The following is a 24968-nucleotide window of genomic DNA, read 5'->3' on the forward strand; positions in this document are numbered from 1 at the left end:
TTTACTTCTCAACGGTGAAGCCCTGCTCGTTCCCGTACTTGACGGAGGCGTCCTGCCAGGACTTCAGGCCCTGGGAGAGCGTGGTGCCGGAGACGTATGCCTTGCCGGCGGTGTTGTTGAAGATCGAGTTCGCGTAGACCTGGTAGGGCAGGTACGACCAGTCGTCGGCGACGTTCGCGGCCGACTCGGCGAAGACCTTGTTGGCCTTCTGCCCGCCGAAGTAGGGGAACTCGGTGTTCTGGAACGCGTCCGACTGCAGGTCCGCGGTGGTCGCCGGGAAGGCACCGCCCTCGATGCGGGTCTGCACACCTTCACCGGAGTTCGCGAACTCGGTGAAGGCGTAGGCGAGTTCCTTGTTCCTGCCCAGCGCGGGCAGGGCCAGGGCGCTGCCGCCGTTCTCCGCGCTGGCCCTGTCGCCCGCGGTCCACTGCGGCAGCGGTGCGGCGCGCCAGTCGCCGGAGGCGTTCTTCACGCCGGTGGTGAAGTTCGCGGGCATCCAGGCGCCGGTGGTCAGGGTCGCGATGGAGCCGTCGCCCAGGCCCTTGTACCACGCGTCGGTCCAGCCCGTGACGGGCGCGAGCAGTTTCTCGTCGAGGAGTTTCTGCCAGGTCTCGGTGTACTTCCTGGCACCGGCGTCGGAGAAATCGATCTTCACCTTGGTGCCGTCGACCGTGTAGGGGCGTGAACCGGCCTGCCACAGCATGCTGGTGGCCATGCCCGCGTCGCCCGTGTCGTTGGCGATGTAGACCTTGGGGTCGGCCTTCTGCAGGTCGCGGGCGGCCTCGACGTACTCGTCCCAGGTGGTCGGCACCTTGACCTTGTGCTTGTCGAAGACCTTCTTGTTGTAGAACATGGCCATGGGCCCGGAGTCCATCGGCAGGGCGTGGACGGCCTTGCCGGACGTGACGGCGTTCCACGGACCGGGCGAGTACGTACTGGCCAGCTTGTCGGCGCCGTAGGGGGCCAGGTCGTCGAGGCCCTTCGTCAGCGCGTACTGACCCAGTGCGTAGTACTCGATCTGCGCGACGTCGGGGACACCCTTCTTCGCCGAGATGGCGTTCGACAGGGCGGTGTACGCGTCGTTGTTGGTGCCCACGTTGGCGACCTTGACGTCGACGGCGGGGTACTTCTTCTCGAAGTCGGCGACGACCTGCTTCAGCGTGGGCTCCCAGGCCCAGACCGTGAGCGTGCCGCCCTTCTCCAGGGCCGCCCGTATGTTCTCGGCGGAGACCTGCTTCTGGTGGGAGCCGCCCTCCTCGGAGCCGCCGCAGGCGGCCGTCCCGAGGCTGAGGGCGCAGACGACGCCGATGCCGCGCAGCAGGCGGCGGGTGTTCATGGGCATGGTGGCGCTTCCACTTCTTCGTGGCGGAATTCGGACTATTCCTTGACGCTTCCGGCGGCGAGGCCGGACTGCCAGTACTTCTGGAGCAGCAGGAACGCTGCGATCAGCGGCAGGACGGTGATCAGCGAGCCGGTGATCACCAGATGGAAGACGGGTTCGCCGCCGGCCGTCGCGGCCTGGGCGTTCCAGCTGTTCAGGCCCAGGGTCAGCGGATACCAGTCCGGGTCCTTGAGCATGATCAGCGGCAGGAAGTAGTTGTTCCAGGTGGCGACCATCGTGAACAGCAGCACGGTCACCATCCCGGGCGCCAGTAGGGGCAGGCCGACCTGGAAGAAGGTGCGCACCTCGCCCGCGCCGTCGATGCGGGCGGCCTCCATCAGTTCGGTGGGGACGGCCTCGGTGGCGAAGACCCACATCAGGTACAGGCCGAAGGGCGAGATCAGTGAGGGATGACGACCGCCCACGGGGTGTCGGTCAGCCCCATCTTGCTGAACATCAGGAAGGTGGGCACGGCCAGGGCTGTTCCCGGCACGGCGACGGCGCCGATGACGACGGCGAAGACGGCGCGTTTGCCGGGGAAGGCGAACTTCGCCAGCGCGTAACCGCCCAGCACCGCCAGGAAGGTGGCACCGCCCGCGCCGAGACCGACGTACATCAGGGTGTTCAGGAGCCAGCGGGTGAAGACGCCGTCGTTGTACGTGAACGTCGTGCCGATGTTGTCCCAGAGGGCGAAGTCGCCGTCGAACCAGAGCCCGAACGAACCGGCCAGTCCCTCCTGCGTCTTGGTGGCGCTGATGACCAGCCACAGCAGCGGCACCAGGGCGTAGAGCACGACCAGGCCGGTGAGCACGGTCAGCAGCACGCTGCGCCGGGGGCGCCCGGGGGAGTGCCGTTTTCCGCGGGGCGTGCGCAGGCGGGGCGCGGAGCCGGATGTGCCGGCCGGCGGACGGGCGGGCGGGGAAGCGGTGGTGGCGGGGCTGCTCATCGTTCACGCTCCCTTGCGCATGCCGCGCAGCTGGACGACATAGGCGATCACCATCGTGATCAGGCCCATGACGATGGCGACCGTCGCGGAGTAGTTGTGCTGCTGGCCGTCGAAGGACAGTGAGTACGTGTAGAAGTTCGGGGTGTAGTCGGTGGTGATGGCGTTGGGAGCCAGGTCGCGCAGAATGACCGGCTCGTTGAACAGCTGGAAGCTGCCGATGATGGAGAAGATCGTCGCGATGACCAGGGCGCCGCGGATCGCGGGGAGCTTGATGGCCGTGACGACGCGGAACTGTCCGGCGCCGTCGATCTCCGCGGCCTCGTACAGCGAGTGCGGACGACCCGCAGCGCGGAGTAGAAGATCAGCATGTTGTAGCCCACGAACTCCCACGTCACGATGTTGCCGATCGACGCCAGGACCAGGCCGGTGGAGAGCGGGTCGGGCAGCGAGACACCGAGAGCGTCGTTGATGTCGCCCACCAGGCCGAACCGGGTGCCGTACATGAAGCCCCACATCAGGGTGGCGACCACGGCGGGCACGGCGTACGGCAGGAAGATCGAGATCCGGAAGAAGTCCTTGCCGTACAGGCGCCCGCTGTCCAGAGCGAGGGCCACGAACAGCGCGATGAACAGCATGACCGGGACCTGCACCGCGAGGAACGCCGAGACCCGGCCGAGCGAGGTCCAGAACCGGTCGTCGGCCAGCGCCTGCTGGTAGTTGTCCAGGGCCACGAAGGCGGTGCCGCCGATCAGCCGGTCACGGAAGAGGCTGAGGTAGACCGAGTAGCCGATGGGGGCCAGGAAGACAAGGGCGAAGACCGCCGCGAAGGGGCCGATGAATCCCCATCCCGTCCAAGAGCGGCGGCTCCGTTTCACCGGGGCCGGGCGCCGTCCCGTGGCCACCGGCGGTTGTAGCGTCGTCATGTCGTTCCTCGCTCGTCCGTCCCGGAACCGGCGTCGTGCACCGCCGTGATGTTTACGCAAACATCACGCTCCGCAAGGGGGCTCGAGGCTGTAATGTTTGCGCAAACATCCGATGGCGGCATGTCTACACTGCCCCGAAGACGGTGGTCAAGGGTCGTTCGGGAAACCGCGGTTCGGGCAGCGAGGGATACGGGTGGAGACAGCGGACAGCACCTCGGCGGGCAGGCCGCGGGTGAGAGCACGCACCGGGAAGCGGACCGCCGGCCGCGGCCAGAGCGCGTCCATGGCGGACGTCGCCCACCTGGCCGGGGTCTCCTCGCAGACCGTCTCCCGCGTCTCCAACGGGTACGCGGGCGTGACGGAGGGGACCCGGCGGCAGGTGCTGGCGGCCATGAAGGAGCTGGGCTACCGGCCCAACAGTGCCGCCCGGGCCCTCAAGAGCGGCGAGTTCCGCACCATCGGCGTCATCACCTTCGGCCTCTCCACCACGGGCAACGTACGCACCCTGGAGGCGATCGCCCTCTCCGCGGCGCACGAGGGCTACGCGGTCACGCTCCTGCCCGTCGCCGTCCCCACGCAGGACGAGGTGCGCGGCGCGTTCTCGCGGCTGGGAGAACTGGCCGTGGACGCCGTCATCGTCATCCTGGAAGTGCACCTGCTCGATGCGGTGGCCCTCTCCCTGCCGCCGAACGTCCAGGTCGTCGTGGCCGACTCGGACGCCGGCGACCGGTACACCGTGGTCGACACCGACCAGGCGGGCGGAACCCGCACCGCCGTGCGCCATCTGCTCGACCTCGGCCACCGCACGGTCTGGCATCTCGCGGGCCCCGAGGAGTCCTACGCGGCGCAGCGCCGCACCGACGCCTGGCGCGCCGAACTCACCGCGGCGGGCCGCACCCCGCCGCCCCTGGTGAGGGGCGACTGGTCGGCGGAGTCCGGCTACCGGGCCGGCCTGCAACTCGCTTCCCGGGAGGACTGCACGGCGGTGTTCGCCGCCAACGACCAGATGGCACTGGGACTCCTGCGAGCCCTGCACGAGCGGGGCCGGAAAGTGCCGGAGGACGTCAGCGTCATCGGTTTCGACGACATCCCCGAGGCCGGCTCCTTCCTGCCTCCCCTGACCACCGTTCACCAGGACTTCGCCGAAGTGGGACGACGCTGCGTCGAGGGCGTCCTGCGGCAGATGCGTCACGACACGACAGAACACGGCACCACGCTCGTCCCCACGCGACTCGTGGTGCGCGACAGCACCGCACCGCCGCCTTCGCGCTAGCAGTCCGGCGGGCATCGCCCCGGTGCCGCTCGTCCGCGTACCGGGCGAGCGGCACAGTCCGCCGCGGAGACACGCGCGACCGCTCCCGGCCGGCGGACCCGCCCGCGAGGACGTCCGGCGCCGCCCCTTCCGGCCGGGACCCCTACGCGGCCGCGCCGGGCCGGGAGGGCGCGCGGTATGCCTTCGGGAGCTTGAAGCCGTGGTCGCTCATCACGGTGCGCAGCCGGTCGGGATAGTCGGTGATGATGCCGTCCACTCCGTCGTCGATCAGCTTGTTCATGGTGGCCGTGTCGTTGACCGTCCACGGGACCACCTTCATCCCGGCCGCGTGCGCCCTGGCCACCATGGCCCTGGTCACGTACGGCTCATAGCCGGGATCGTTCACCGTGCCGCCCTGGGGGTCGCCGTGAACCGGGGAGACGGCGTCCGCGCCGAACGACTTCGTCGCGGCGACGAGGTCGCCGTCGAAATCGTCGATGTCCAGGCCGCCCAGCCAGGGCGACCTGCCCTCCATGCCGGCCTGCAGGAACTGCTGTCCGTTGGTCAGGGCCACGATCGGCAGCCGCGGCTCGACCTGCCGCATCCGCATGAGCGCGCCCCAGTCGAAGCTCTGGACGGTCACCCGGCCGAGCACGCCGGCCCTGCGCACCTCGTTCGCCACGACCCGGACGAACTGCTCGCGGGGCGCGGTCTCGTGCGGAGCGCCGGCCTCGACCTTGGTCTCGACGTTCATCGTGACCTTGTGGGCCCTGTACCGCTCGACGAGGGCGAAGACCTCGGAGAGCAGCGGCATCTTCGCGCCGGGGCTGGGACGCTGACCGGGGTACTGGGGAAGGGTCCGCGTCCCGCAGTCCAGTGTCCGCACCTGGGCGAAGGTGAGACCGGCGATGTACTTGCCGACGTACGGGTACTGCGGGTCCCCCGCGTACGCCGGGCCCGTGTCACGGCACTTGGCCGCGGCGATCCGCCGGTCATGGGTCACGACGGCCTTGCCGTCCTTGGTGATCTGTACGTCGAGTTCCAGCGTACTGACCCCCGTTTCGAGCGCGTTCGAGAACGAGGCGAGAGTGTTCTCGACGACGAGCCCGAGTCCTCCGCGGTGAGCCTGCAGGTCGAACGCGTGAGGCCGGCCCTGCCGACTGCTGTCGGCGGCCGTCGCCGGACCGGCCGGAGCCACCGCTCCGACGGCTGAGAGACCGACGAGTGCGGCCGCCACGAGCCGGCGCCGGGCAAAGCGCCCGGGACGGGGGGTCGGGGAGGGAACACCATGCCGTGCCTTTCGAGAGCGGCTGAAAACCCGTTGCCGTACAGCTTCCGGCGAGAGCGGGGTCCGGAGGGCGGCTGCCGGGCGTCTTTCCGGCGGCGGCCCGGTGACGATCGCGCACTGTCCCTGGTACCGGTCGGCGGCGCGCGGCCGCGTCCGGGTTCCGGTCCGAGCGCATGGACGGCATGTCCTGCCAGACCAGGGGCCTGAGCCGGTCCGCGTGGTAGAACCACCGGTCGGGCCCGACCTCGATGTGCTTGCGCACGGAGTTGCAGCCGAGCTTCCTGTGCATCACCAGGTCGTACGCGAGCGCTTCGTCGGTCGGCGCCGTGTGCAGCCCGTCCGGCCAGAAGCCCTGGTCGAGCGTGGCCATGGGGAACACGGCTTGCCGTTGAGCACGGTGCGCTGCTTGCCGCCGACGGTTTCGACCCCGATGCTGCGCATGCCGAAGTAGCTGTCGGTCCCGTGCCCCGACCGTACGGTCGGGGTGAACGGTGCCCGGTGCGGCGCCAGGAGCGGCACAGCCGCCACCGCCACCACCGGCGCCGTGGCCACCGCCGGCTCCGGTTCGGTGAGGCGGGCGCCCGGTGGCGCGTCCGGGGCCTCGGCCGTGCGCACGCAGCTCCCCACCAGCCACTGCAGGGTCTCGGCCGGGGCCCCGCCGCCGGGCCACGACTGCGTGCTCAGCCGACGGCGGCGCCGAACCACTTCGGCAGCCGGCCGAGCAGATCCTGCTGACCCTCACCGACCCACGCCACATGACCGTCCGGCCGCAACAGCACTGCGGGCACGTCCAGTTCCTCGCTGACGTCGACGACGTGATCGACCCGGTCCGCCCAGCCTGCCACCGAGAGGCGGCCGGTCCGGTCGAGCAGCAGCCTGCGGCCGCCGTGCATCAGCTCGTAGAGGCGCCCCTGCTTCAGCTTCACGTCCCGCAGCCGCCGGCCGAGCAGTTCGTGGCCCTCGCCGAAGTCGCAGTGGACCCCGACCGCGGTGATCATCTCAGCCACGTACCGGTTCACCTCCTCGAAGTCCATCAGCTTCGAGAACAGCTCGCGCAGCGCGGTCGCACCCGGATCGCTCCCCAGCAGCGTGATCTGCGCGCGGGTGTCGTCCAGCACGCGGGCGCCCACCGGGTGCCGTTCGTCGTGGTAGCTGTCCAGCAGTCCCTCCGGCGCCCAGCCTTCGACCGCGGCGGCCAGCTTCCAGCCGGGGTTGAACGCGTCCCGCACACCGAGGCTGAGCCCCTGCCCGCCGGTCGGCGGGTGGATGTGCGCCGCGTCGCCGGCAGCGCCCGGCCGGCCCGGTAGCGCTCGGCCTGCCGGGTGGCGTCGCCGAACCGGGAGGGCCGGCGCGGCGAGTGCGCGCCGAAGTCGGTGCCCGCGAAGGCCCGCACTACGCGGTCGGCTCGGTCGGCTTCTCCAGCACGACCACGTGTACGCCGTGCAGCCGCAACTCGCAGGCCGGCATCGGACCGGTCGGCCCGCCGCCGGCCACGATCACGATCACGTCAATTATTCAGAACGCCCGTTCAACGAGAGGGAATTTGGGCCGGCGGCTCCGCACGGTCCGGCGGCGCGCACACCCGCACCTCCGCGCCGGGTACCCGCGACCGCACGGCGAGTCCCACCGGCGGTTCGGCGTTCCCGCGCTGCTCGTACGCAGGCAACAGCACACGCACTGCGTGAACCTGCCCTTTCCGCAGCTTCTGGCCCTGGCCGGCAATTCTGCGGCACCACCTGGGCCTTGCCGCAAGCCGCCCGGTGGCGATGCTGGCCGGCGCCGCCGAGCTGGAGGCATATCTGCGCAAGCGCGGATGAGGCTTCGGGCGCCGGCCGGGCGCAGGTGTCCTCCCAGTGCCGTTCGGTCCGCGGGAGGCCCCTCCTGTGGTGAGCACTCGGCCGATGCCGTAGCGGCGGCAGGCCGGGGCCGGGACGGCCGTCTGCGACCACGGGGCGGACGTCCTGGAGGGAGCGGCGGGCTGACCGGTTTCCTTCGCCCCGGTGACCCGGACCCGGACCCGGACCCGGACCGGACCCGGTGCGGACCCGCGCCGGGTCCGCACCGGGCCCGCGTCACCGGGGCGTCGCGCTCAGCGGTGCCTGAACCAGTCGGCGGCCGGCAGCGCGCGGTCGTCGTAGCCGAACAACGCCTGGTTCTCCCAGCCATTGCCGGACTTCGGGTCCGTCGGGTCCCAGCCGTTGCCGGGCACCGCGGTCCATGGCGCCTCCCAGTAGAAGACGCCCAGGCCGCGGCCGTTCGGGACGGCCTCGACCACGCTGGTGATGTCCGCCAGCCAGGCGGCCTGTCCGGCGGGTGTGGCCGGGTAGCCGGGGATCAGCTCGTTCTCCTGGTCGATGATGTCGGTGTGGGCGTCCTTGCTTCCCAGGCGGAACGGGTAGGCGGTCTCCGCGACGAACACCGGTTTGCCGAAGCGTGCCGCGCTGCCGTCCAGCGTCGTCTGGAGTTCCGCGAGGGTGCCGTGCCAGTAGCCGTAGAAGGAGAGCCCGATGACGTCGAAGCGCACGCCCTGTGCGACGGCGTTGTCGAACCACCACCGGATGCCGTCCCAGTCGCCGCCCTCGGCCAGGTGCAGGGCGACGGCCGTCGTGGGTGACACCGCCTTGGCCGCGTCGTGGCCCGCGTTGAGCAGCCCGGCGAGCTGCGGCCAGTTGGAGGTGGCACCGTCGGGCCAGAGCATCCCGCCGTTGATCTCGTTGCCGATCTGCACCATGTCCGGCGTCGTGCCCTGGGCCTTGAGCGCGCTCATGACGTCGTGCGTATGGGTACGCACGTCTGCCTTGAGCTGCTCGTAGTCGTGACCGGCCCACGCCGCCGGCCTGCTCTGGGTCCCGGGGTCGGCCCAGATGTCCGAGTAGTGGAAGTCGACCAGCAGCTTCATGCCCTGCGCCTTGACGCGCTTGGCCATCGCGAGGACGCGGGGCTTGTTGTTCCAGCCGTCGGCGGGGTTCACCCACACCTTCAGCCGGGCGTAGTTCATGCCGTGGGACTTCAGGATCGCGAGCCCGTCACCGGCGGCGCCGCCGGAGCTGCGGTAGACCCCGCCGAGGGCTTCGCTCTTGGGGAGGGAGGAGACGTCCGCTCCCTTGGCGGGAACGCCGGTCCGCCCCGGAGCGAAGGTGACGTCGTCGACGTTGATCCAATTGCCCGCCCGCGCGTCGGAGTTGATGCTGATGGTGCACTGGTTGCCGGTCACGGTGACGGACGTGACGATCCGCACCCATGGGCCGGTGGAGACGGGCAGTGCGGTGCGCTGCTCGGCCGAGCCGCAGTTGCGCAGGGCGAGGTGGGCGGAGTTCTGACCACCGCTGGAGCGGACCCAGGCGGTGAGCGTCCAGGGGCCGTTGGCGATGCCGGAGAGGTACTGGTAGGTCTCCACCTTGTAGGCGGAGGGCGACCAGTGACTGAGCCGGTGACCGCCGGAACGGCCGCCGGCCTCGGTGTAGGAGGCGGTGTGCTGGTTCGCCGCGGAGTAGGTGGACCAGCCTGCCGGGGTGGGTGTGGGGGCGGAGCCGGCCTCGAAACCTCCGTTGCCGAGCGAGGTCGTGGCCTGCGCGGTGGTGGAGGGGAGGCCGGCCAGGGCCAGGCCGGCGAACAGGGGCAGGAGCAGGGCTCGTACCGTCCGGCGCGTGGTGCGAGGTCTTGGGTGGAACCTGAGTGGGAACACCGTTGTCCCTTCGGCGGGGGATATGGATGGGAATGGGGCGGGGGTCGGGGTGGGACGAACTCGCGGCGGTCGGCTGCGAGGAGGTGTCACGCCTCAAGGGCGACGACACGGACGGCGCCGGCCGGCGCGGTGAGCGCGCCCGCGACGTGCTCACCGGTCAGCAGGTCGGTGCCGGGGGAGTCCAGCGCCACCTTGGCGTCCGCTGCTGTGTGGTTGATGACGAAGACGTACGTGCCGCTCCCGCCGGAGCGGCGGACGACCTCCACGTCGCGCGGCAGCCCGGTGCGCGGAGCGATCCCCGCATCCTCGCAGGCGCGCTCGAGTACGGAGTCCAGGTCGGGGCCGGACAGCCGGCTGGAGATGTACCAGGCCGTGCCTTCGCCCAGCCGGTTGCGAGTCACGGCGGGGCGGCCGGCCGGGATGCCGTCGGCGTACGTCCACAGGGTCTCGGCCCCACGCGGTACGACGATCTCGGACCACACGTCGCCCGTCAGGTCCGGGCCGCCGGCGCCGGTCAGCCGTACCGTCTCGCCCGCCAGCAGCGGTGAGAACTCCTCGACGGTCAGGCCCAGTACGTCCCGCAGCGCGCCCGGGTACGCGCCGGGGTGCACGGCGTCGTGCTCGTCGACGATGCCGGAGAAGTACGACACCACGAGCGTGCCGCCCCGCTCGACGTAACCGCGCAGGTTGCGGCCGGCGGCCTCGGTCGTGAGGTAGAGCGCGGGGACCACGACCAGCGGGTAGCCGCTCAGGTCGGACTCCGGATGCGCGAAGTCGACGGTCAGGTGACGGTCGTACAGCGACGCGTAGAACGTGTCGGCGCGCTCGCGGGCGTCGTGGTCCTCACTGGGACGCCATTCGAGCTGCTGGGCCCACCAGGACTGCCAGTCCCACAGCACGGCGACGTCCGCTACCGTCCGGGTGGCGCGCAGGGGTGCCAGCGAATCGACCGCGCGGCCGAGTTCGACGACCTCGCGCCAGACCCGGGAGTCGGTACCGGCGTGCGGAACCATCGCCGAGTGGAACTTCTCCGCGCCGCGCCGCGACTGGCGCCACTGGAAGAACATCGCGCCCTCGGAGCCGCGGGCCACGTGGGCGAGCGAGTTGCGCGCCATTTCGCCGGGGGACTTGGCGGGGTTGCGCGGCTGCCAGTTGACGCCGGAGGTCGCGTGTTCGAGCAGCAGCCAGGGCGCTCCGCCGGCCACGGAGCGGGTGAGGTCCGCCGCCATGGCGAGGTTGACGTGGGTGCGGCGTCCGTCGGTGATCAGGTAGTGGTCGTTGGTGACGATGTCGACCTCCCGCCCCCAGGCCCAGTAGTCGATCGAGTCGCACTGGCTGAGCGCGGTCATGAAGTTCGTGGTGACGGGCACGCCCGGTGCGAGGCGGTGCAGGATGTCCCGTTCGGCCACGAAGTTCTCGCGCAGGGTCGCGTCGGCGAAGCGGCGGTAGTCGAGCTGCTGGGCCGGATTGCCGGTGGTGGGTGTGGTGCGCGGCGGGTCGATCTCCTCGAAGCCGCGGTAGCGCTGGCCCCAGAAGGCGGTTCCCCAGGCCTCGTTGACCGCGTCGACGGTGCCGTACCGCGCGCGCAGCCACTGCCGGAAGTGGGCGCCGCACGTGTCGCAGTAGCAGGCCGAGACCGGGACGCCGTACTCGTTGTGCACGTGCCACAGGGCGAGCGCCGGGTGCCCGGCGTAACGCCGGGCCAGCTCGGTGGTGATCCGGGCCGCGGCCCGGCGGTACGCCGGTGAACTGTGGCAGATCGCTCCGCGCGAGCCGAACGCCAGACGCCGCCCGTCCCGGTCGACGGGCAGGGCGTCGGGATGGGCGCGGTAGAACCAGGCGGGCGGCGCGACCGTGGGGGTGCCCAGGTCGGCGCGGATGCCGTTCGCGTCGAGCAGGTCCAGGACCCGGTCGAGCCAGCCGAAGTCGTACGCTCCCGGATCCGGCTCCAGCAGCGCCCAGGAGAAGATCCCGACGCTCACCATGGTGACGCCGGCTTCGCGCATCAGCCGTACGTCTTCGTGCCAGACGGATTCCGGCCACTGCTCCGGGTTGTAGTCACCGCCGAAAGCGAGTCGGGTGAGGCCCCTGGGCGTGGTCTCCGGCATCGATGTCCCCCTGCGGGATAGCGGTTCGTCTGGTGATGGACTGGGAACGTACACAGAACTCTTCGTGCTCGTCCAGTAGTAAAAACGATGCATCGAATCCATTGACAAGTGTCGAGCCTGTTTCTCTACTGTGAACGTTCACAGAACAGTGCTGCGCCGCCCGCATTCGTCTCGGGCGCCGTCCGGCCCAGGGAGAAGCCCATGTCGTACGCCTTGTATCGCCGCTTTTTGGCCATGTCGGCCACCGTCGCGCTGGGGGGTTCGGTTCTTGCCGGCTGCGGCTCGTCGGACGACGGTGACGCCGGCGCGCGGTCCGGTCCGGTGGAACTGACCTACTGGGCCTGGGCGCCCGGGCTCGACAAGGTCGCGGACCTGTGGAACAAGGGGCCGGGCAAGAAGGAGCAGATCACCGTCACGGTCAAGAAGCAGGCGTCGGGCGACGACCTGGTGACCAAGATCGTCACGGCCGCCAAGGCGAAGCAGGCCCCTGACCTGGTGCAGGCCGAATACCAGGCCCTGCCGACCCTCGTCAGCAACGACGTGCTCGCCGACATCTCGGGCGAGGCCGACGGCGCGCGCGGCGCCTTCGCCCCCGGAGTCTGGCAGCAGGTCACCCTCGGTTCGGACGCGGTCTACGCCATACCGCAGGACTCCGGGCCGATGATGTTCTACTACCGCGAGGACCTGTTCGGGAAGTACGGCCTGAAGGTCCCCGCCACCTGGGACGAATTCGCCGAGACCGCCCGCGCGTTGAAGAAGAAGGCCCCGGACAAGGACCTCACCACCTTCTCCGCCAACGACTCCGGCCTCTTCGCCGGTCTTGCCCAGCAGGCCGGCGCCCGGTGGTGGACGACCGAGGGCGACAAGTGGAAGGTCGGCATCGACGACGCCGCCACCAGGAAGGTCGCCGACTTCTGGGGCGGCCTGGTCGCGGAGGACGTCATCGACAACCAGCCGATGTACACCCCGGCCTGGAACAAGGCGCTCAACACCGGACAGCAGATCGGCTGGGTCAGCGCCGTCTGGGCCCCGGGCACCCTCACCACCGCCGCCCCCGACACCAAGGGCAAGTGGGCCATGGCGCCGCTGCCGCAGTGGTCCGCGTCGAAGCCCGCGACCGGCAGCTGGGGAGGCTCCACCACCGCCGTCACCAACGACAGCGAGCACAAGGCGGCCGCCGCCGCGTTCGCGACCTGGCTGAACACCGACCCGAAGGCGCTCGCGGCCCTGGTCGAGGAGAGCGGCATCTACCCGGCGGCCACCGCGGCCCAGACCGGCGGCGCGCTCGCCGAGGCCCCCGACTACTTCTCCAACCAGCCCGACTTCTACACCGAGGCGGCCGCGATCGCGAAGACCACGGCACCCGCTGCCTGGGGTCCGAACGTCAACGTCGCCTACACCACCTTCAAGGACGCCTTCGGCCGGGCCGCCAAGAACAAGGCGGGCTTCGGCGCGGCGCTCACCGCGATGCAGGACAAGACCGTCGCGGACCTGAAGAAGAACGGCTTCGGGGTCGCACAGTGACACGCCCGACGCCTCGCACGGCCCCGTCACCCCCGTCGTCCCCGCCGCACCGGGCCCACCCGCCGGCCGGGCGGCGACAACGCCACCGGACAGGGGGACCGGGGCCGGCCCCCTACGCCTTCCTCGCCCCCGCCGTGGTCCTCTTCCTGCTCTTCTTCGCCCTGCCCATCGGCTATGCCGGTTACCTCAGCCTGCGCAAGGTCGAGATCGAAGGGCTGGGCCTGGGCCGCGGCGCACGCCAGGAGGTGTGGGCCGGACTCGCGAACTACACCGACGCGCTGACCGACTCCGAACTGCTGGACGGTGCGCTCCGGGTCCTCGGGTACGGCGCGATCGTCGTCCCCGTGATGCTCGGTCTCGCCCTCGTCCTCGCCCTGCTGCTCGACACGGACCGGATACGGCTCGCGTCCTTCTCCCGGCTCGCGATCTTCCTTCCGTACGCGATCCCGGGCGTGGTCGCGGCGCTGCTGTGGGGATTCCTCTACCTTCCCGCCGTCAGCCCCTTCGCGTACCTCCTCGAATCGGTGGGGCTGTCCCAGCCCGACCTCCTCGACGGCGCACCGCTGTACGGCGCGCTCGCCAACATCGCCGTCTGGGGCGGCACCGGCTTCAACATGATCGTCATCTACACCTCGCTGCGCGCCATCCCCGTCGAGGTGTACGAGGCCGCCAGGCTCGACGGCTGTACGCCGCTGCAGATCGCACTGCGCATCAAGATCCCGATGGTGGCGCCCTCGCTGGTGCTCACCTTCTTCTTCTCGATCATCGCGACCCTGCAGGTGTTCGCCGAGCCGACCACGCTGAAACCGCTCACCAACTCCGTTTCCACCACCTGGAGTCCGCTGATGAAGGTCTACCAGGACGCGTTCGTCAAGGGAGACATCCACGCGGCGGCCGCCGAGGCGGTGCTGATCGCCGCGGCGACGCTCCTGCTCTCGTTCGGGTTCCTGCGCCTGGCGAACTCCCGCACCAAGCAGGGGGCATCCCAGTGACCGCAGTAGCTGTACGCAAGAGCGCGCCCGCCGCCGGCGCCACGCCCGGTACGGCCCAGGGACCGCCCCGCCGCCCGCGCCGCAGCCGCGCCGGACTCCTGCCCAGCGCCGCCCTACTGCTGGGAGCCGCGTACTGCCTGCTGCCCGTGATCTGGGTGGTCGTGGCCGCGACCAAGGGCTCCGACGAGCTGTTCTCCACCTTCACCTTCCTGCCGGGCACCGGTTTCGCGGACAACCTGGGCGACCTGACCGCGTACCGCGACGGTGTCTTCTGGCAGTGGATGCTCAACTCCGGCTTCTACGCGGGCTGCGGCGCGCTGCTGTCCACGGCGGTGTCGGCCGTGTCCGGCTACGCGCTCGCCATGTACCGGTTCCGCGGCCGCGAGGCGCTGTTCAACGTCCTGCTCGCCGGCGTCCTGATGCCTCCCGTGATCCTCGCCGTACCGCAGTACCTGCTGCTGGCCAAGGCCGAACTGACCGATTCCTACCTCTCGGTCCTGCTGCCGCTGATCCTGTCCCCGTACGGCGTCTACCTCGCGCGGATCTACGCCGCCGCCGCGGTGCCCGCCGACGTCGTCGAGGCCGCGCGGATGGACGGAGCGGGGGAGTGGCGGATCTTCACCCGCATCGGGCTGCCGATGATGGTGCCCGGGCTGGTGACGGTGTTCCTCTTCCAGTTCACCGCGATCTGGAACAACTTCCTGCTGCCGTACATCATGCTCGGCGACGACGAGAAGTTCCCGATCACGCTGGGGCTCTTCACCCTCCTCGCCCAGGGATCGAACCAGCCGTCCCTCTACACCCTGGTGATCACCGGCGCCCTGCTGGCCGTCGTCCCGCTGATCGCCCTGTTCCTGGTCGTCCAGCGCTTCTGGAGCCTGGACCTGCTGTCCGGAGCCGTAAAGTCGTGACCATGAACACCAACGGGGGCCGGCGCAAGGCGGCCAAGCCGCCGACGATCCACGACGTCGCCCGCGAGGCCGGCGTCTCACGGGGGACGGTCTCCCGCGTCCTCAACGGCGGGCATTACGTCAGCCCCGCCGCGCGCGAGTCGGTCGAGGCCGCGATCAGCAGGACGGGTTACGTCGTCAACCGGCACGCCCGGTCGCTCATCACCGGCCGCTCCGACTCGGTCGCCTTCCTGCTCACCGAGCCGCAGGAGCGGTTCTTCGAGGACCCCAACTTCAACGTGCTGCTGAGGGCCTGTACCCAGGCCCTCGCGGACCACGACATCCCCCTGCTGTTGATGATCGCCGGTACCGAGGCGGAACGCCGCCGCATCACGCGCTACATCACCGCAGGGCACGTCGACGGGGTCCTCCTCGTCTCCAGCCACACCGGGGACCCGGCCGCCGACCAGCTGCGGGAGGCGGGCGTGCCCCTCGTCGCCTGCGGAAAACCCATCGGCCATGCGGGGAAGGTCAGTTACGTCGCGGCCGACGACCGCGACGGCGCCCATGACATGGTGCGCCACCTGTACGCCTCCGGGCGCCGGCGCATCGCCACGATCACCGGCCCGCTGGACACACCCGGCGGCATCGACCGGCTCGCCGGCTACCGGCAGGCTCTGGTGGAAGCGGGCCTGGAGGCCGACGACCGGCTCGTCGCCACGGGCGACTACAGCCGGGCGAGCGGGGAACACGCGGCCGAGCGGCTGCTGGCGGCCGTACCGGACATGGACGCCCTGTTCGTCGCCTCCGACCTCATGGCACAGGGGGCCCTCACGGCACTGAAGCGGGCGAACCGCCGGGTGCCCGAGGACATCGCGGTCGGCGGCTTCGACGACTCGCCCGCGGCGCTCGCCACCACTCCGGAACTCACCACCATCCGCCAGCCCTGGGACCGTATCGCGTCCGAGATGGTCCGTCTCCTGCTCGCGCAGATCAGCGGCGCGGACACCTCGGCGGTGATCCTGCCGACGGAGCTGGTGAGCCGGGGCACGGTGTGACCGCCCGCCCGCGTTGATCCGCCCGCGTCGATCCGCCCGCGTCGATCCGCCCGCGTCGACCCGCCCGCGTTGATCCGCCCTCGTTGACGAACGGGCGCCGGGCTGCCCGTCCGGCGCCAGGAGGCCATGCCTCCGGGCCTGCCGCGGCGCACACCTGCGCGTCCACCCGCAAGGAACAACCATGTCCTCCGCCCGCGCGAGTGCGGGCCGGCAAAGGGAGTCCACATGAGCGATGACACCCTGGAACAGCGCCTTGCCGGAGTCCCCGCCGAAGCTCCCGGGACACGGATCTTCACCGGTCCGGCCGTGGTGGCCTCCTGTATCGGCTTCGTCCTGATCGGCGCCCTCCAGGCCTTCTACGGGCCCGCCATCCCGGCCCTGCGCGAGAAGTTCGACCTCTCCCCGTCGGGAGCGGGACTCGCACTGAGCGCCCACTTCGTCGGCGGGGTCGTCGGGGTGCTGCTGTTCGACCAGTTGTACGGGCGGGTGGGCAACCGCCCCGTCATCGGCGCCTCGTACCTGCTCATGGCCGGCGGGGCGGCCGGTTTCGCGCTCGCGCCGAGCTGGCCCGCCGCCCTGCTCGCGGCGTTACTGGCCGGTTTCGGGTTCGGCGGCATCGACTACGGGCTCAACCAGCTCTTCGCGGTCGGCTTCGGCGAGCGCTCCACCGCGATGCTGAACATCCTCAACGCGCACTTCGGCGTGGGCGCCATCCTCGGCCCCGCGCTGATCGCCGCCGTGGGAGCGGCGCACTACGGAGCCGTCTTTCTCGTCTTCGCGCTGGTGACCCTGCCGCTGATGCTGTGCCTGGGCGGGATACGCCGGACGACCGCGCGGACGGCGGGCGGCGAAACCTCCCCCGGGGGAGCGCGCCGGCAGGCGCGCGGCAGAAGCCTCGGTACGGTGCTGGCGGTGTTCGTCACCCTCTACGTGCTGCACGTGGCCATCGAAGCGGGTGTCGGCGGCTGGGAACCCACCCACCTGGAAACGGTCGGCTACAGCGCGGGTGCCGCCGCCACCGCCACCTCCGTGTACTGGCTGATGATGACCGTCGGCCGGTTCCTGGTGGCACCGATCGCCCTGCGCTTCTCCGCGCAGTCCATCATCGCCGTTTCCTGCGCGGGGATGACGGGGTGCCTGTTGCTGGCGGGAGTACCGGGACTGGCGCCGTACGCGTATGCGGGTGTCGGGCTGTTCATCGCCCCGATCTTCCCCACCGGCCTGCCGTGGCTCAGCAGGGCCGCCCCCCGCGCCCGCCGCGCCGGAGCCCTGGTGATCGCCGCGTCCATGGTGGGCGGGGTCGCCGCCGGGCCCGTTCTGGGCAGGGCCATCGAGCTGTTCGGCGTCCGTGCCGTACCGCTGCTGCTGTGCGTCCTCTCCGCCGCGTGCCTGGCCGCGACGGTCTGGCTGATCGGGGCCACCCGCCCCGCCGAGGGCCGCTGAGCGGAGGAGGTCCCGGCCGGACATCGTCCGGGCGGGAGTGCCGTCTTGGTGAGGGGAGCGGGCTGCTGGTACGCGGGGGTTGACCCGGCGGTGTGACTGTTGGGAACCTTCCCTCGCTCGGCAAGCGCTTTCTGCTCCTTGGGGCCTCCTCGGACCTTCCTTTCGCGGAAGTGCCGTGCGGGCAATGAATGAATCGTTTCACGTCGTTGCGCAAGCGCGCATGTCCACCCGACGTGGCCCGCTCGGAGACGGGAACTCATGACGGCGCCGGGCGACAGGCACCACGCACCCTCTGGAAGGAGCTCGTATGAAACGCACTGCCATGCTGGTCGCGCTGACGGCGGCCGTCGGCTGTCTGACCACCGTGCCGGCCGGTGCGGCGCCCGGGCAGGAAACCGGGCGCGGGCACGGAAGCGGCCTCGAACACTGCACCGGCACCGGACCCGTCGTGTGCCACTTCGACGTCGCGCCGGGAACGTACGACGTCGCGGTGACCCTCGGCGGGGCGCCGGCGGGCAGCACCTCCGTCGTCGCCGAGACCCGCCGCACCCTGCTCGCCGAGACCGTCACCGCGCCGGGGCAGCGTGCCCGCCGTACCTTCACGGTGAATGTCCGTACCCCGGAGGGCGAACCCACCGGCCCCGCCGGAACGCCCGGCCTCACCCTCACCTTCGCCGGAGCCGCTCCCGCTCCGGCCGCGGTCAGCGTCACCCCCGCGCCGCGCGCCCGCCAGATACTGCTCGTCGGGGACTCGACGGTGTGCGACCAGCCGGGGGAGCCGTACTCGGGCTGGGGCCAGCAACTGCCGCAGTACCTGAAGCGCGGTGCCGCCGTCGCCAACTACGGCGACTCCGGCGAGAGCAGTGTGAGCTACCTGGAGAACCCCGCGCTCTTCCCGGCCGTCCGGCCGCTCGTCCGGCGCGGCGACCTGGTACTCATCCAGCTCGCCCACAACGACAAACAGACCGACGCGGTGTCCTATCGCGCCAACCTCACCGCGCTCGTCGAGGGAGTGCGTGCGCGTGGAGGCCGCCCCGTCCTGGTGACGCCCGTCGTCCGCCGCTGGTTCAACGCCGACGCCACCCTGAACAACGACACCGCTCTGCTGGTCAACGGTCTCGGCGTGAACCACCCGGCGGAGATACGCGCCCTGTCGGTGGAGCTGGGGACCCCGCTGGTCGACCTCACCGCCCTCACCAAGAACCGGGTGGAGGAGCTCGGCCCGGAGGCGTCCAAGGCCCTCTACCTGACGGCGGAGAAGCGCGACAACACACACACCTCGGTGCGCGGCGCGACCGAGTACGCACGGCTGGTACTCGACGCCCTGCGCGAGCAGCGACTGATGCCGGAGCGGCTCGTTCGCTGAGCGGCGAAACCGATGGGGGGAGGTGCCCGGACCGACCGGTCCGGGCACCTCCCCCCATCGGGTGCGGAGTTCTCCGCGCACGCTCACCGCACCGGCCGCCGTGGCGGGCCGACGGCCGGGCGGTCGGTTCTCAGTGGCCGGCGGTGAGCTGTCCGGCGAGCTTGTCGTGCATCTCGGCGCTGGGCTTGTTCAGGCCGACGATGGTGACCTTCTTGCCGCGCTGGGCGTACTTCGTCTCCACCGCGTCGAGGGCGGCGACCGAGGAGGCGTCCCAGATGTGGGCGCCGGAGAGGTCGATGACGACGTCGTCCGGGTCGCCCCTGTAGTCGAACTGGTGGACGAGGTCGTTGGACGAGGCGAAGAACAGCTCGCCGGTGACCACGTAGACGACCTGGCTGCCGTCGGGGTCGACGACCCCGGAGACCTGGGCCAGGTGGGCGACGCGCTTGGCGAAGACGGCCATGGCGGTGACCGAGCCGAGAACGACGCCGACGGCGAGGTTGTGGGTGGCGACCACGGCGGCGACGGTGACGGCCATGACGGTGGTCTCGCCCACCGGCATCCGCTTGAGCGTCCTGGGCCGGACGGAGTGCCAGTCGAAGGTGGCGACCGAGACCAGAATCATCACCGCGACCAGCGCGGCCATCGGGATGTCCGAGACGACCGGGCCGAAGACGATGCACAGGACCATGAGGAAGGAACCGGCCAGGAACGTGGACAGGCGGGTGCGGGCGCCGGACGTCTTCACGTTGATCATGGTCTGGCCGATCATGGCGCAGCCGCCCATGCCGCCGAAGAAGCCGGTGACGATGTTGGCGATGCCCTGGCCGATCGACTCGCGGGTCTTGTTGGAGCGCGTGTCGGTGATGTCGTCGACGAGCTTGGCGGTCATCAGTGACTCCATCAGCCCGACCAGCGCGAAGGCGAAGGCGTACGGAGCGATGGTGGTCAGCGTGTCCATCGTGAAGGGCACGTCCGGCAGGCCGGGCACCGGCAGCGAGGACGGCAGGTCGCCCTTGTCGCCCACGGTCGGCACCGCGATGCCGGCGGCAACCGTGATGACGGTCAGGACGACGATCGAGACCAGCGGGGCCGGGACGACCTTGGTGATCTTCGGGAAGAGGACCATGAGTACCAGGCCGCCGGCGATCAACGGGTAGACCGGCCAGGGCACGTCCCGCATCTCGGGCACCTGGGCCATGAAGATCAGGACGGCGAGGGCGTTGACGAAGCCGATCATCACCGAGCGCGGCACGAAACGCATCAGCTTGGCGACGCCCAGGGCGCCGAGGGCGACCTGGATGAGGCCGCCGAGGATGACCGCGGCGATCAGGTGACCCAGACCGTACTCGCGGTTGAGCGGGGCGATGACCAGGGCGATCGCACCGGTCGCGGCCGAGATCATGGCCTTGCGGCCGCCCACGACGGAGATCACCACGGCCATGGTGAAGGAGGCGAAGAGGCCGATGCTGGGGTCGACACCGGCGATGATCGAGAACGAGATCGCCTCGGGGATCAGAGCCAGCGCGACCACGAGGCCGGCCAGCACCTCGGTACGGAAGACCTTCGGGGAGTCGAGCCAGTCGGGCTTGGACATGCGCAGCCCGGGGGCTGCGGACAGCGGTGAGGACATGCAACCGTTTCTGTTCGTGCGCACGCAACCGTCCGCTGGATGCACGCGCGTCGTACTCGTTCCGCACCAGGGGGCGGAAACCCCGGCGGCCCGGCCTCGACGGGGGCCCTGCCGGATGGAGCGGCGGCCGTCGTGGCTGCCGGTCGGGCGTCATCGCCCGGAAGTCTGCTGGCGGAGTCGCCCCGGCTGAACCTGTCCGGCCAGGGGCTCGCACCTCACACTCTACCCTGACGTCAGGGCAGAGTGTGAGGTGCGGCTTGTGGGTGCGCAGGTGAACGGGCTTTCGGGGCGCGTGATTCCGGGCGCACCTTCTGAAGCGATTCAAGCGTTCGGGATGCGGCGGAACGCAGAAGGCGAAGGCGTGGAGAACGACCGAGCGGCCCCGCCTGCCGCTGCGCGCGATCCGGCATGACGAGGAGGCCGGCCTCGTCATTGTTCATCCCCTCCGCTCGCGGCAAGGGCGGCTTCCGCCTCTGCACCGGGGCCGACGTCGAGCGCCTGGTGGCGATCCGCCGGATGAAGCCGCCGGACTCCTCCCCGGAGGAGGTGCGCGACCTGCTGGAGGTCACCGACCGGCTCGCCGCCGCGGACGGTCCGCCGGCCGGCGACGAGAAGGAACGGCTGCGCGAGCGGCTGGCCTCCTGCCGGGAGGCCGCCGGCGCCCGCTGCGAGACGCTGCGTGCCCGGGTGGCGGCCGCCGAGGGCTTCGCCGCCATTCTGCGCCGCAGGCTCGGTCCGGCGAACCGACGGCAGTGCGGGGGCTGCGCCGCCGGCCGGCTTCGTCCGTGTTCTGCGTTCTGCCGGCGCGGAAGGCTCGCCGTTCGTCCGGCGGGCGCCCCTCAGGCGTGGGCGGCGAGGAGCGGGGTCAGCCGGGCTCCGGGAAAGGCCCGCTCGAAGGAGTTGGCCTGCCAGCGGTCGGGGAACAGCGCGAGTACCGCCTTGTCCCGGACGCGGGTCAGTGCCTCGCCCGTGACCAGCCGGGAGCCGTTCAGGGCCGCCGCTCCCGCCGCGTCAGTGCCCCGCGCCAGGTGGTAGGGGAGTGCTTCCAGCCGTACCGGGGCGGAGAATTCACCCGCCATGCGTGCGGAGACGACGTCGAACTGCATCGGCCCCACGGCGGCGAGCACCGGCGCCTGGTCACCGCGCACGTCGGACACCAGGACCTGCACGACGCCCTCTTCGTCCATCTGGGCGATGCCGCGCCTGAACTGCTTGGAGCGGCCGATGTCCACGGGACGTACGACCGCGAAGTGCTCCGGGGCGAAGGTGGGCATGGCGGGGAAGAGGGCGGGCGGCCCGGCGTAGAGGGTGTCACCGACGCGCAGAGCGGCGGCGTTGACCAGACCGACCACATCGCCGGGGTAGGCGGTGTCGACCATGGAGCGGTCCTGCCCGAAGACGCTGTGCGCGTACTTGGTCGCGAACGGTTTGCCGGAGGCGGCGCGGGTGACGGTCGCGCCCCGCTCGAAGACGCCCGAGCACACCCGCAGAAAGGCGATCCGGTCGCGGTGCGAGGGGTCCATGTTCGCCTGCACCTTGAACACGAGCCCGGAGAACGGGGCGTCGACCGGCCGGCTGCCGCCACCCTCCAGCATGCGCGGGCCCGGCGGCGGGGCGAGGTCGACGACGGCGTCCAGCAGCAGCCGTACGCCGATGTTGGAGATCGCGGCGCCGAAGAAGACCGGAGTGGAGGTGCCGGCCAGGAACGAGGCCCGGTCGAACCCGGCCCCGTCCGCCCGCAGCAGCTGGAGTTCTTCCGCGGCCTGCTCCCAGTCGGCGCCTTCCTCGAGGGCGGCCCGCTCGGCCGGCACCGGTTCCTCGACGGCCTCGTGGGACCCGCCGGGGGTACGGGTGAAGCGCAGCATCTGCCCGGGTTCACGCACGTCGATCAGGCCGTGCATGTACCCCGAGGCACCGACCGGCCAGGTGAGGGGGGTGGGCCGCAGGCGGAACTCCCGCTCGATCTCGTCCAGCAGCTCCAGCGCCTCACGCCCCGGCCGGTCCCACTTGTTGACGAACGTGATCACCGGGATGCCCCGGTGACGGCACACGTCGAAGAGCTTGCGGGTCTGTTCCTCCAGGCCCTTGGCCGCGTCGATGAGCATCACCGCGCAGTCCACCGCCGCCAGCACCCGGTAAGTGTCCTCGGAGAAGTCCGCGTGACCGGGGGTGTCCAGCAGATTGAGCACGCAACCGCGGTGGGCGAACTGCAGCACCGCCGAGGTCACCGAGATGCCGCGGGTCTTCTCCATCTCCATCCAGTCCGACGCCACCCCGCGCCGCCCCGACTTGCCGTGCACCGCGCCCGCCTCGGTGATCGCGTGCGCGTGCAGGGCCAGCGCTTCGGTCAGCGTGGACTTGCCCGCATCGGGGTGGCTGATCACGGCGAACGTCCGTCGCCGGGCCGCCTCGCCGGCTGCCGGTCCGCCCATCGTGTTCACCGAACCGCCTTCGTCGCTGTGGGTGGCTGTGGCTGTCTGCCGCTGTCACCGGAATACGGTCACCCGTCCTCCGTACTCCTCGGCGGCCCGGGCGGAGGACCGGACGGCTCCGGCAGTCGCTTCCGTACGCCGGGCGGCGGTCGTGTTCCGCGCACCGGAGCCCATGCCGACTCCAAAGCTACTCTGACGTCAAGGTAGGGTCTTCCGCGGGGTGAGGACGGCCCCGGCCGCTGCCCCCGCGTATCGGGAGTACCGCGTGAACCTGCGGGACGGGACCACCAAAGGATCACCGCGGTCACCTCTCCGGTAACGTCAAGATATGAGTCATCCGCATCCCGAACTTAAAGCCGCTCCTCCGCTGCCCGACGGAGGCCTGAGGGTCGTCGCCCTGGGCGGCCTCGGGGAAATCGGCCGCAACATGACCGTCTTCGAGTACGCAGGCAAGCTGCTCATCGTCGACTGCGGCGTGCTGTTCCCCGAAGAGACCCAGCCCGGGGTGGACGTGATCCTCCCCGACTTCACATCGATCCGGGAACGCCTGGACGATGTCGTGGCGGTGGTGCTGACCCACGGCCACGAAGACCACATCGGCGCCGTTCCGTACCTGCTGCGTGAGCGGTCGGACATTCCTGTCGTCGGCTCGAAGCTGACACTGGCCTTCCTGGAGGCCAAGCTCAAGGAGCACGGCATCAGACCCCGTACGGTACGGGTCCGTGAGGGCGACCGGCGGGGGTTCGGCCCCTTCAACTGCGAGTTCGTGGCGGTCAACCACTCCATTCCGGACAGTCTCGCGGTCGCGATCCGCACCGGTGCCGGGATGGTGCTGCACACCGGCGACTTCAAGATGGACCAGTTCCCGCTGGACGAGCGCATCACCGACCTGCGGGCCTTCGCCCGGCTCGGCGAAGAGGGGGTGGACCTGTTCCTCACCGACTCCACCAACGCCGAGGTCCCCGGCTTCACCACGTCCGAGCGCGATCTGAACCCCGCGATCGAGCAGGTCATGCGCACCGCCCCGCGCAGGGTCATCGTGTCCAGCTTCGCCAGCCACGTGCACCGCATCCAGCAGGTCCTGGACGCCGCCCACCAGCACGGCCGCAAGGTCGCCTTCGTGGGCAGGTCGATGGTCCGCAACATGGGCATCGCCCGCGAACTCGGCTACCTGAAGGTCCCCTCCGGCCTGGTCGTGAGCATGCGGGAACTGGAGAAACTGCCGGACCACAGGGTCACCCTGGTGTGCACCGGTTCCCAGGGCGAGCCGATGGCCGCGCTGTCGCGGATGGCCAACCGCGACCACATGATCCGCATCGGGAAGGGGGACACCGTCCTGCTGGCCAGCTCCCTGATCCCGGGCAACGAGAACGCCATCTACCGGGTGATCAACGGGCTGACCCGGTGGGGCGCCCACGTCGTCCACAAGGGCAACGCCAAGGTGCACGTATCCGGACACGCCAGCGCCGGTGAGCTCGTCTACTGCTACAACATCGTCAAGCCCCGCAACGTCATGCCCGTGCACGGCGAATGGCGCCACCTCCGCGCCAACGGCGACCTGGCCATCCGTACGGGTGTCGACCCCGACCGGGTCGTCATCGCCGAGGACGGCGTCGTCGTCGACCTCGTCGACGGGCGCGCCTCCATCACCGGCAAGGTGCCCGCGGGCAACGTCTACGTGGACGGCATGACGGTCGGAGGAGCCACAGAGGCGTCCCTCAAGGACCGCGTCACCCTCGCGGAGGAAGGCGTCGTCACCGTCGTGGCGATCGTCGACGCCGACACCGGAGCCCTCGCCGAGGCCCCCGACTTCCTGGCCCGCGGGTTCGTCCACGACGACACCACCTTCGAGCCCGTCATCCCCGTCATCGAGAAGACCCTCGCCACCGCGGCCGAGGAAGGCGTGGGAGACGCGCACCAGCTCGAACAGCTCATCGCCCGTGCGGTGGCGAACTGGGCGTTCAGGACATATCGTCGCAAGCCCCTGATCATCCCCGTCATCATCGATGCCTGACCGGGCCGACCGGACCGTTGCCCGCCCGGAGAC

General features: G+C 70.6%; 15 protein-coding genes and 4 pseudogenes. 8 read left to right on the forward strand and 11 right to left on the reverse strand.

The features are described from left to right. Position 1: 1 nt before the first annotated feature. The 3 genes and pseudogenes from BN1555_RS32360 to BN1555_RS32370 form a co-directional block, all read right to left on the reverse strand. A complete protein-coding gene (locus BN1555_RS32360; RefSeq protein ID WP_093802717.1) occupies positions 2–1342 on the reverse strand; it encodes an ABC transporter substrate-binding protein in 1341 nt (446 codons plus the stop codon). 35 nt (positions 1343–1377) lie between these two features. Beyond that, positions 1378–2327 (reverse strand): annotated as a pseudogene (locus BN1555_RS32365) (carbohydrate ABC transporter permease). 3 nt (positions 2328–2330) lie between these two features. After that, positions 2331–3250 (reverse strand): annotated as a pseudogene (locus tag BN1555_RS32370) (carbohydrate ABC transporter permease). Between the two features lie 283 nt (positions 3251–3533). Between BN1555_RS32370 and BN1555_RS32375 the strand changes: the two are divergent. Further along, entirely contained in the window at positions 3534–4523 is a 990-nt protein-coding gene (locus BN1555_RS32375; RefSeq protein ID WP_093802718.1) for a LacI family DNA-binding transcriptional regulator, read from the forward strand. 142 nt (positions 4524–4665) lie between these two features. Here the strand turns inward: BN1555_RS32375 and BN1555_RS32380 are convergent, their stop codons facing one another. The 6 genes and pseudogenes from BN1555_RS32380 to BN1555_RS32400 form a co-directional block, all read right to left on the reverse strand. After that, positions 4666–5739, reverse strand: coding sequence for a glycerophosphodiester phosphodiesterase (locus BN1555_RS32380; protein WP_093802720.1), 1074 nt, complete (start codon positions 5737–5739; stop codon positions 4666–4668). Positions 5740–5929: 190 nt separating this feature from the next. Continuing rightward, a pseudogene (locus BN1555_RS32385) lies at positions 5930–6243 on the reverse strand (glycoside hydrolase family 2); the annotation flags it as partial. Positions 6244–6470: 227 nt separating this feature from the next. After that, positions 6471–7189: pseudogene (locus tag BN1555_RS32390) on the reverse strand (FAD-dependent monooxygenase); the annotation flags it as partial. Then, positions 7183–7296, reverse strand: coding sequence for an FAD-dependent monooxygenase (locus BN1555_RS38205; protein ID WP_176710204.1), 114 nt, complete (start codon positions 7294–7296; stop codon positions 7183–7185). The pseudogene BN1555_RS32390 and the gene BN1555_RS38205, both read right to left, overlap by 7 nt. A 583-nt stretch (positions 7297–7879) precedes the next feature. Continuing rightward, the gene (locus BN1555_RS32395) at positions 7880–9475 is read right to left on the reverse strand and encodes a glycoside hydrolase family 53 protein (protein WP_093802721.1); all 1596 of its coding nucleotides are present in this window, start codon (positions 9473–9475) and stop codon (positions 7880–7882) included. Between the two features lie 86 nt (positions 9476–9561). Further along, positions 9562–11583 carry a beta-galactosidase gene (locus BN1555_RS32400; RefSeq protein WP_093802723.1) on the reverse strand — a complete coding sequence of 674 codons (2022 nt, stop codon included), beginning with the start codon at positions 11581–11583 and terminating at the stop codon, positions 9562–9564. Positions 11584–11784: 201 nt separating this feature from the next. Here BN1555_RS32400 and BN1555_RS32405 point away from each other — a divergent pair, with 201 nt between their 5' ends. From BN1555_RS32405 to BN1555_RS32430, 6 genes are all read left to right on the forward strand, one after another. After that, a complete protein-coding gene (locus tag BN1555_RS32405; RefSeq protein ID WP_093802724.1) occupies positions 11785–13107 on the forward strand; it encodes an ABC transporter substrate-binding protein in 1323 nt (440 codons plus the stop codon). Positions 13108–13241: 134 nt separating this feature from the next. Next, a complete protein-coding gene (locus BN1555_RS32410; protein ID WP_255306293.1) occupies positions 13242–14099 on the forward strand; it encodes a carbohydrate ABC transporter permease in 858 nt (285 codons plus the stop codon). Continuing rightward, positions 14096–15010, forward strand: coding sequence for a carbohydrate ABC transporter permease (locus BN1555_RS32415; protein WP_093802728.1), 915 nt, complete (start codon positions 14096–14098; stop codon positions 15008–15010). The genes BN1555_RS32410 and BN1555_RS32415 overlap by 4 nt, the downstream gene beginning before the upstream one ends. Then, on the forward strand, positions 15007–16047 hold the full coding sequence (locus BN1555_RS32420; protein ID WP_093802729.1) for a LacI family DNA-binding transcriptional regulator: 1041 nt from the start codon (positions 15007–15009) through the stop codon (positions 16045–16047). The genes BN1555_RS32415 and BN1555_RS32420 overlap by 4 nt, the downstream gene beginning before the upstream one ends. Before the next feature lie 225 nt (positions 16048–16272). Next, positions 16273–17490, forward strand: a complete 1218-nt coding sequence (locus BN1555_RS32425) for an MFS transporter (RefSeq protein WP_176710205.1) — start codon at positions 16273–16275, stop codon at positions 17488–17490. Positions 17491–17797: 307 nt separating this feature from the next. Beyond that, the gene (locus BN1555_RS32430) at positions 17798–18856 is read left to right on the forward strand and encodes a rhamnogalacturonan acetylesterase (RefSeq protein ID WP_093802730.1); all 1059 of its coding nucleotides are present in this window, start codon (positions 17798–17800) and stop codon (positions 18854–18856) included. Between the two features lie 130 nt (positions 18857–18986). Here the strand turns inward: BN1555_RS32430 and BN1555_RS32435 are convergent, their stop codons facing one another. Both BN1555_RS32435 and BN1555_RS32445 read right to left on the reverse strand, forming a co-directional pair. Then, positions 18987–20489 carry a SulP family inorganic anion transporter gene (locus BN1555_RS32435; protein ID WP_093802731.1) on the reverse strand — a complete coding sequence of 501 codons (1503 nt, stop codon included), beginning with the start codon at positions 20487–20489 and terminating at the stop codon, positions 18987–18989. Between the two features lie 839 nt (positions 20490–21328). Continuing rightward, on the reverse strand, positions 21329–22921 hold the full coding sequence (locus tag BN1555_RS32445; protein WP_093803809.1) for a peptide chain release factor 3: 1593 nt from the start codon (positions 22919–22921) through the stop codon (positions 21329–21331). Between the two features lie 328 nt (positions 22922–23249). On the opposite strand from BN1555_RS32445, the gene BN1555_RS32450 reads away from it, so the two are divergent. Further along, on the forward strand, positions 23250–24935 hold the full coding sequence (locus tag BN1555_RS32450; RefSeq protein WP_093802732.1) for a ribonuclease J: 1686 nt from the start codon (positions 23250–23252) through the stop codon (positions 24933–24935). Positions 24936–24968: the final 33 nt, after the last annotated feature.

This window comes from Streptomyces sp. Wb2n-11 (assembly GCF_001049855.1).
In the GTDB taxonomy this organism is placed as follows: Bacteria; Actinomycetota; Actinomycetes; order Streptomycetales; family Streptomycetaceae; genus Streptomyces; species Streptomyces altiplanensis.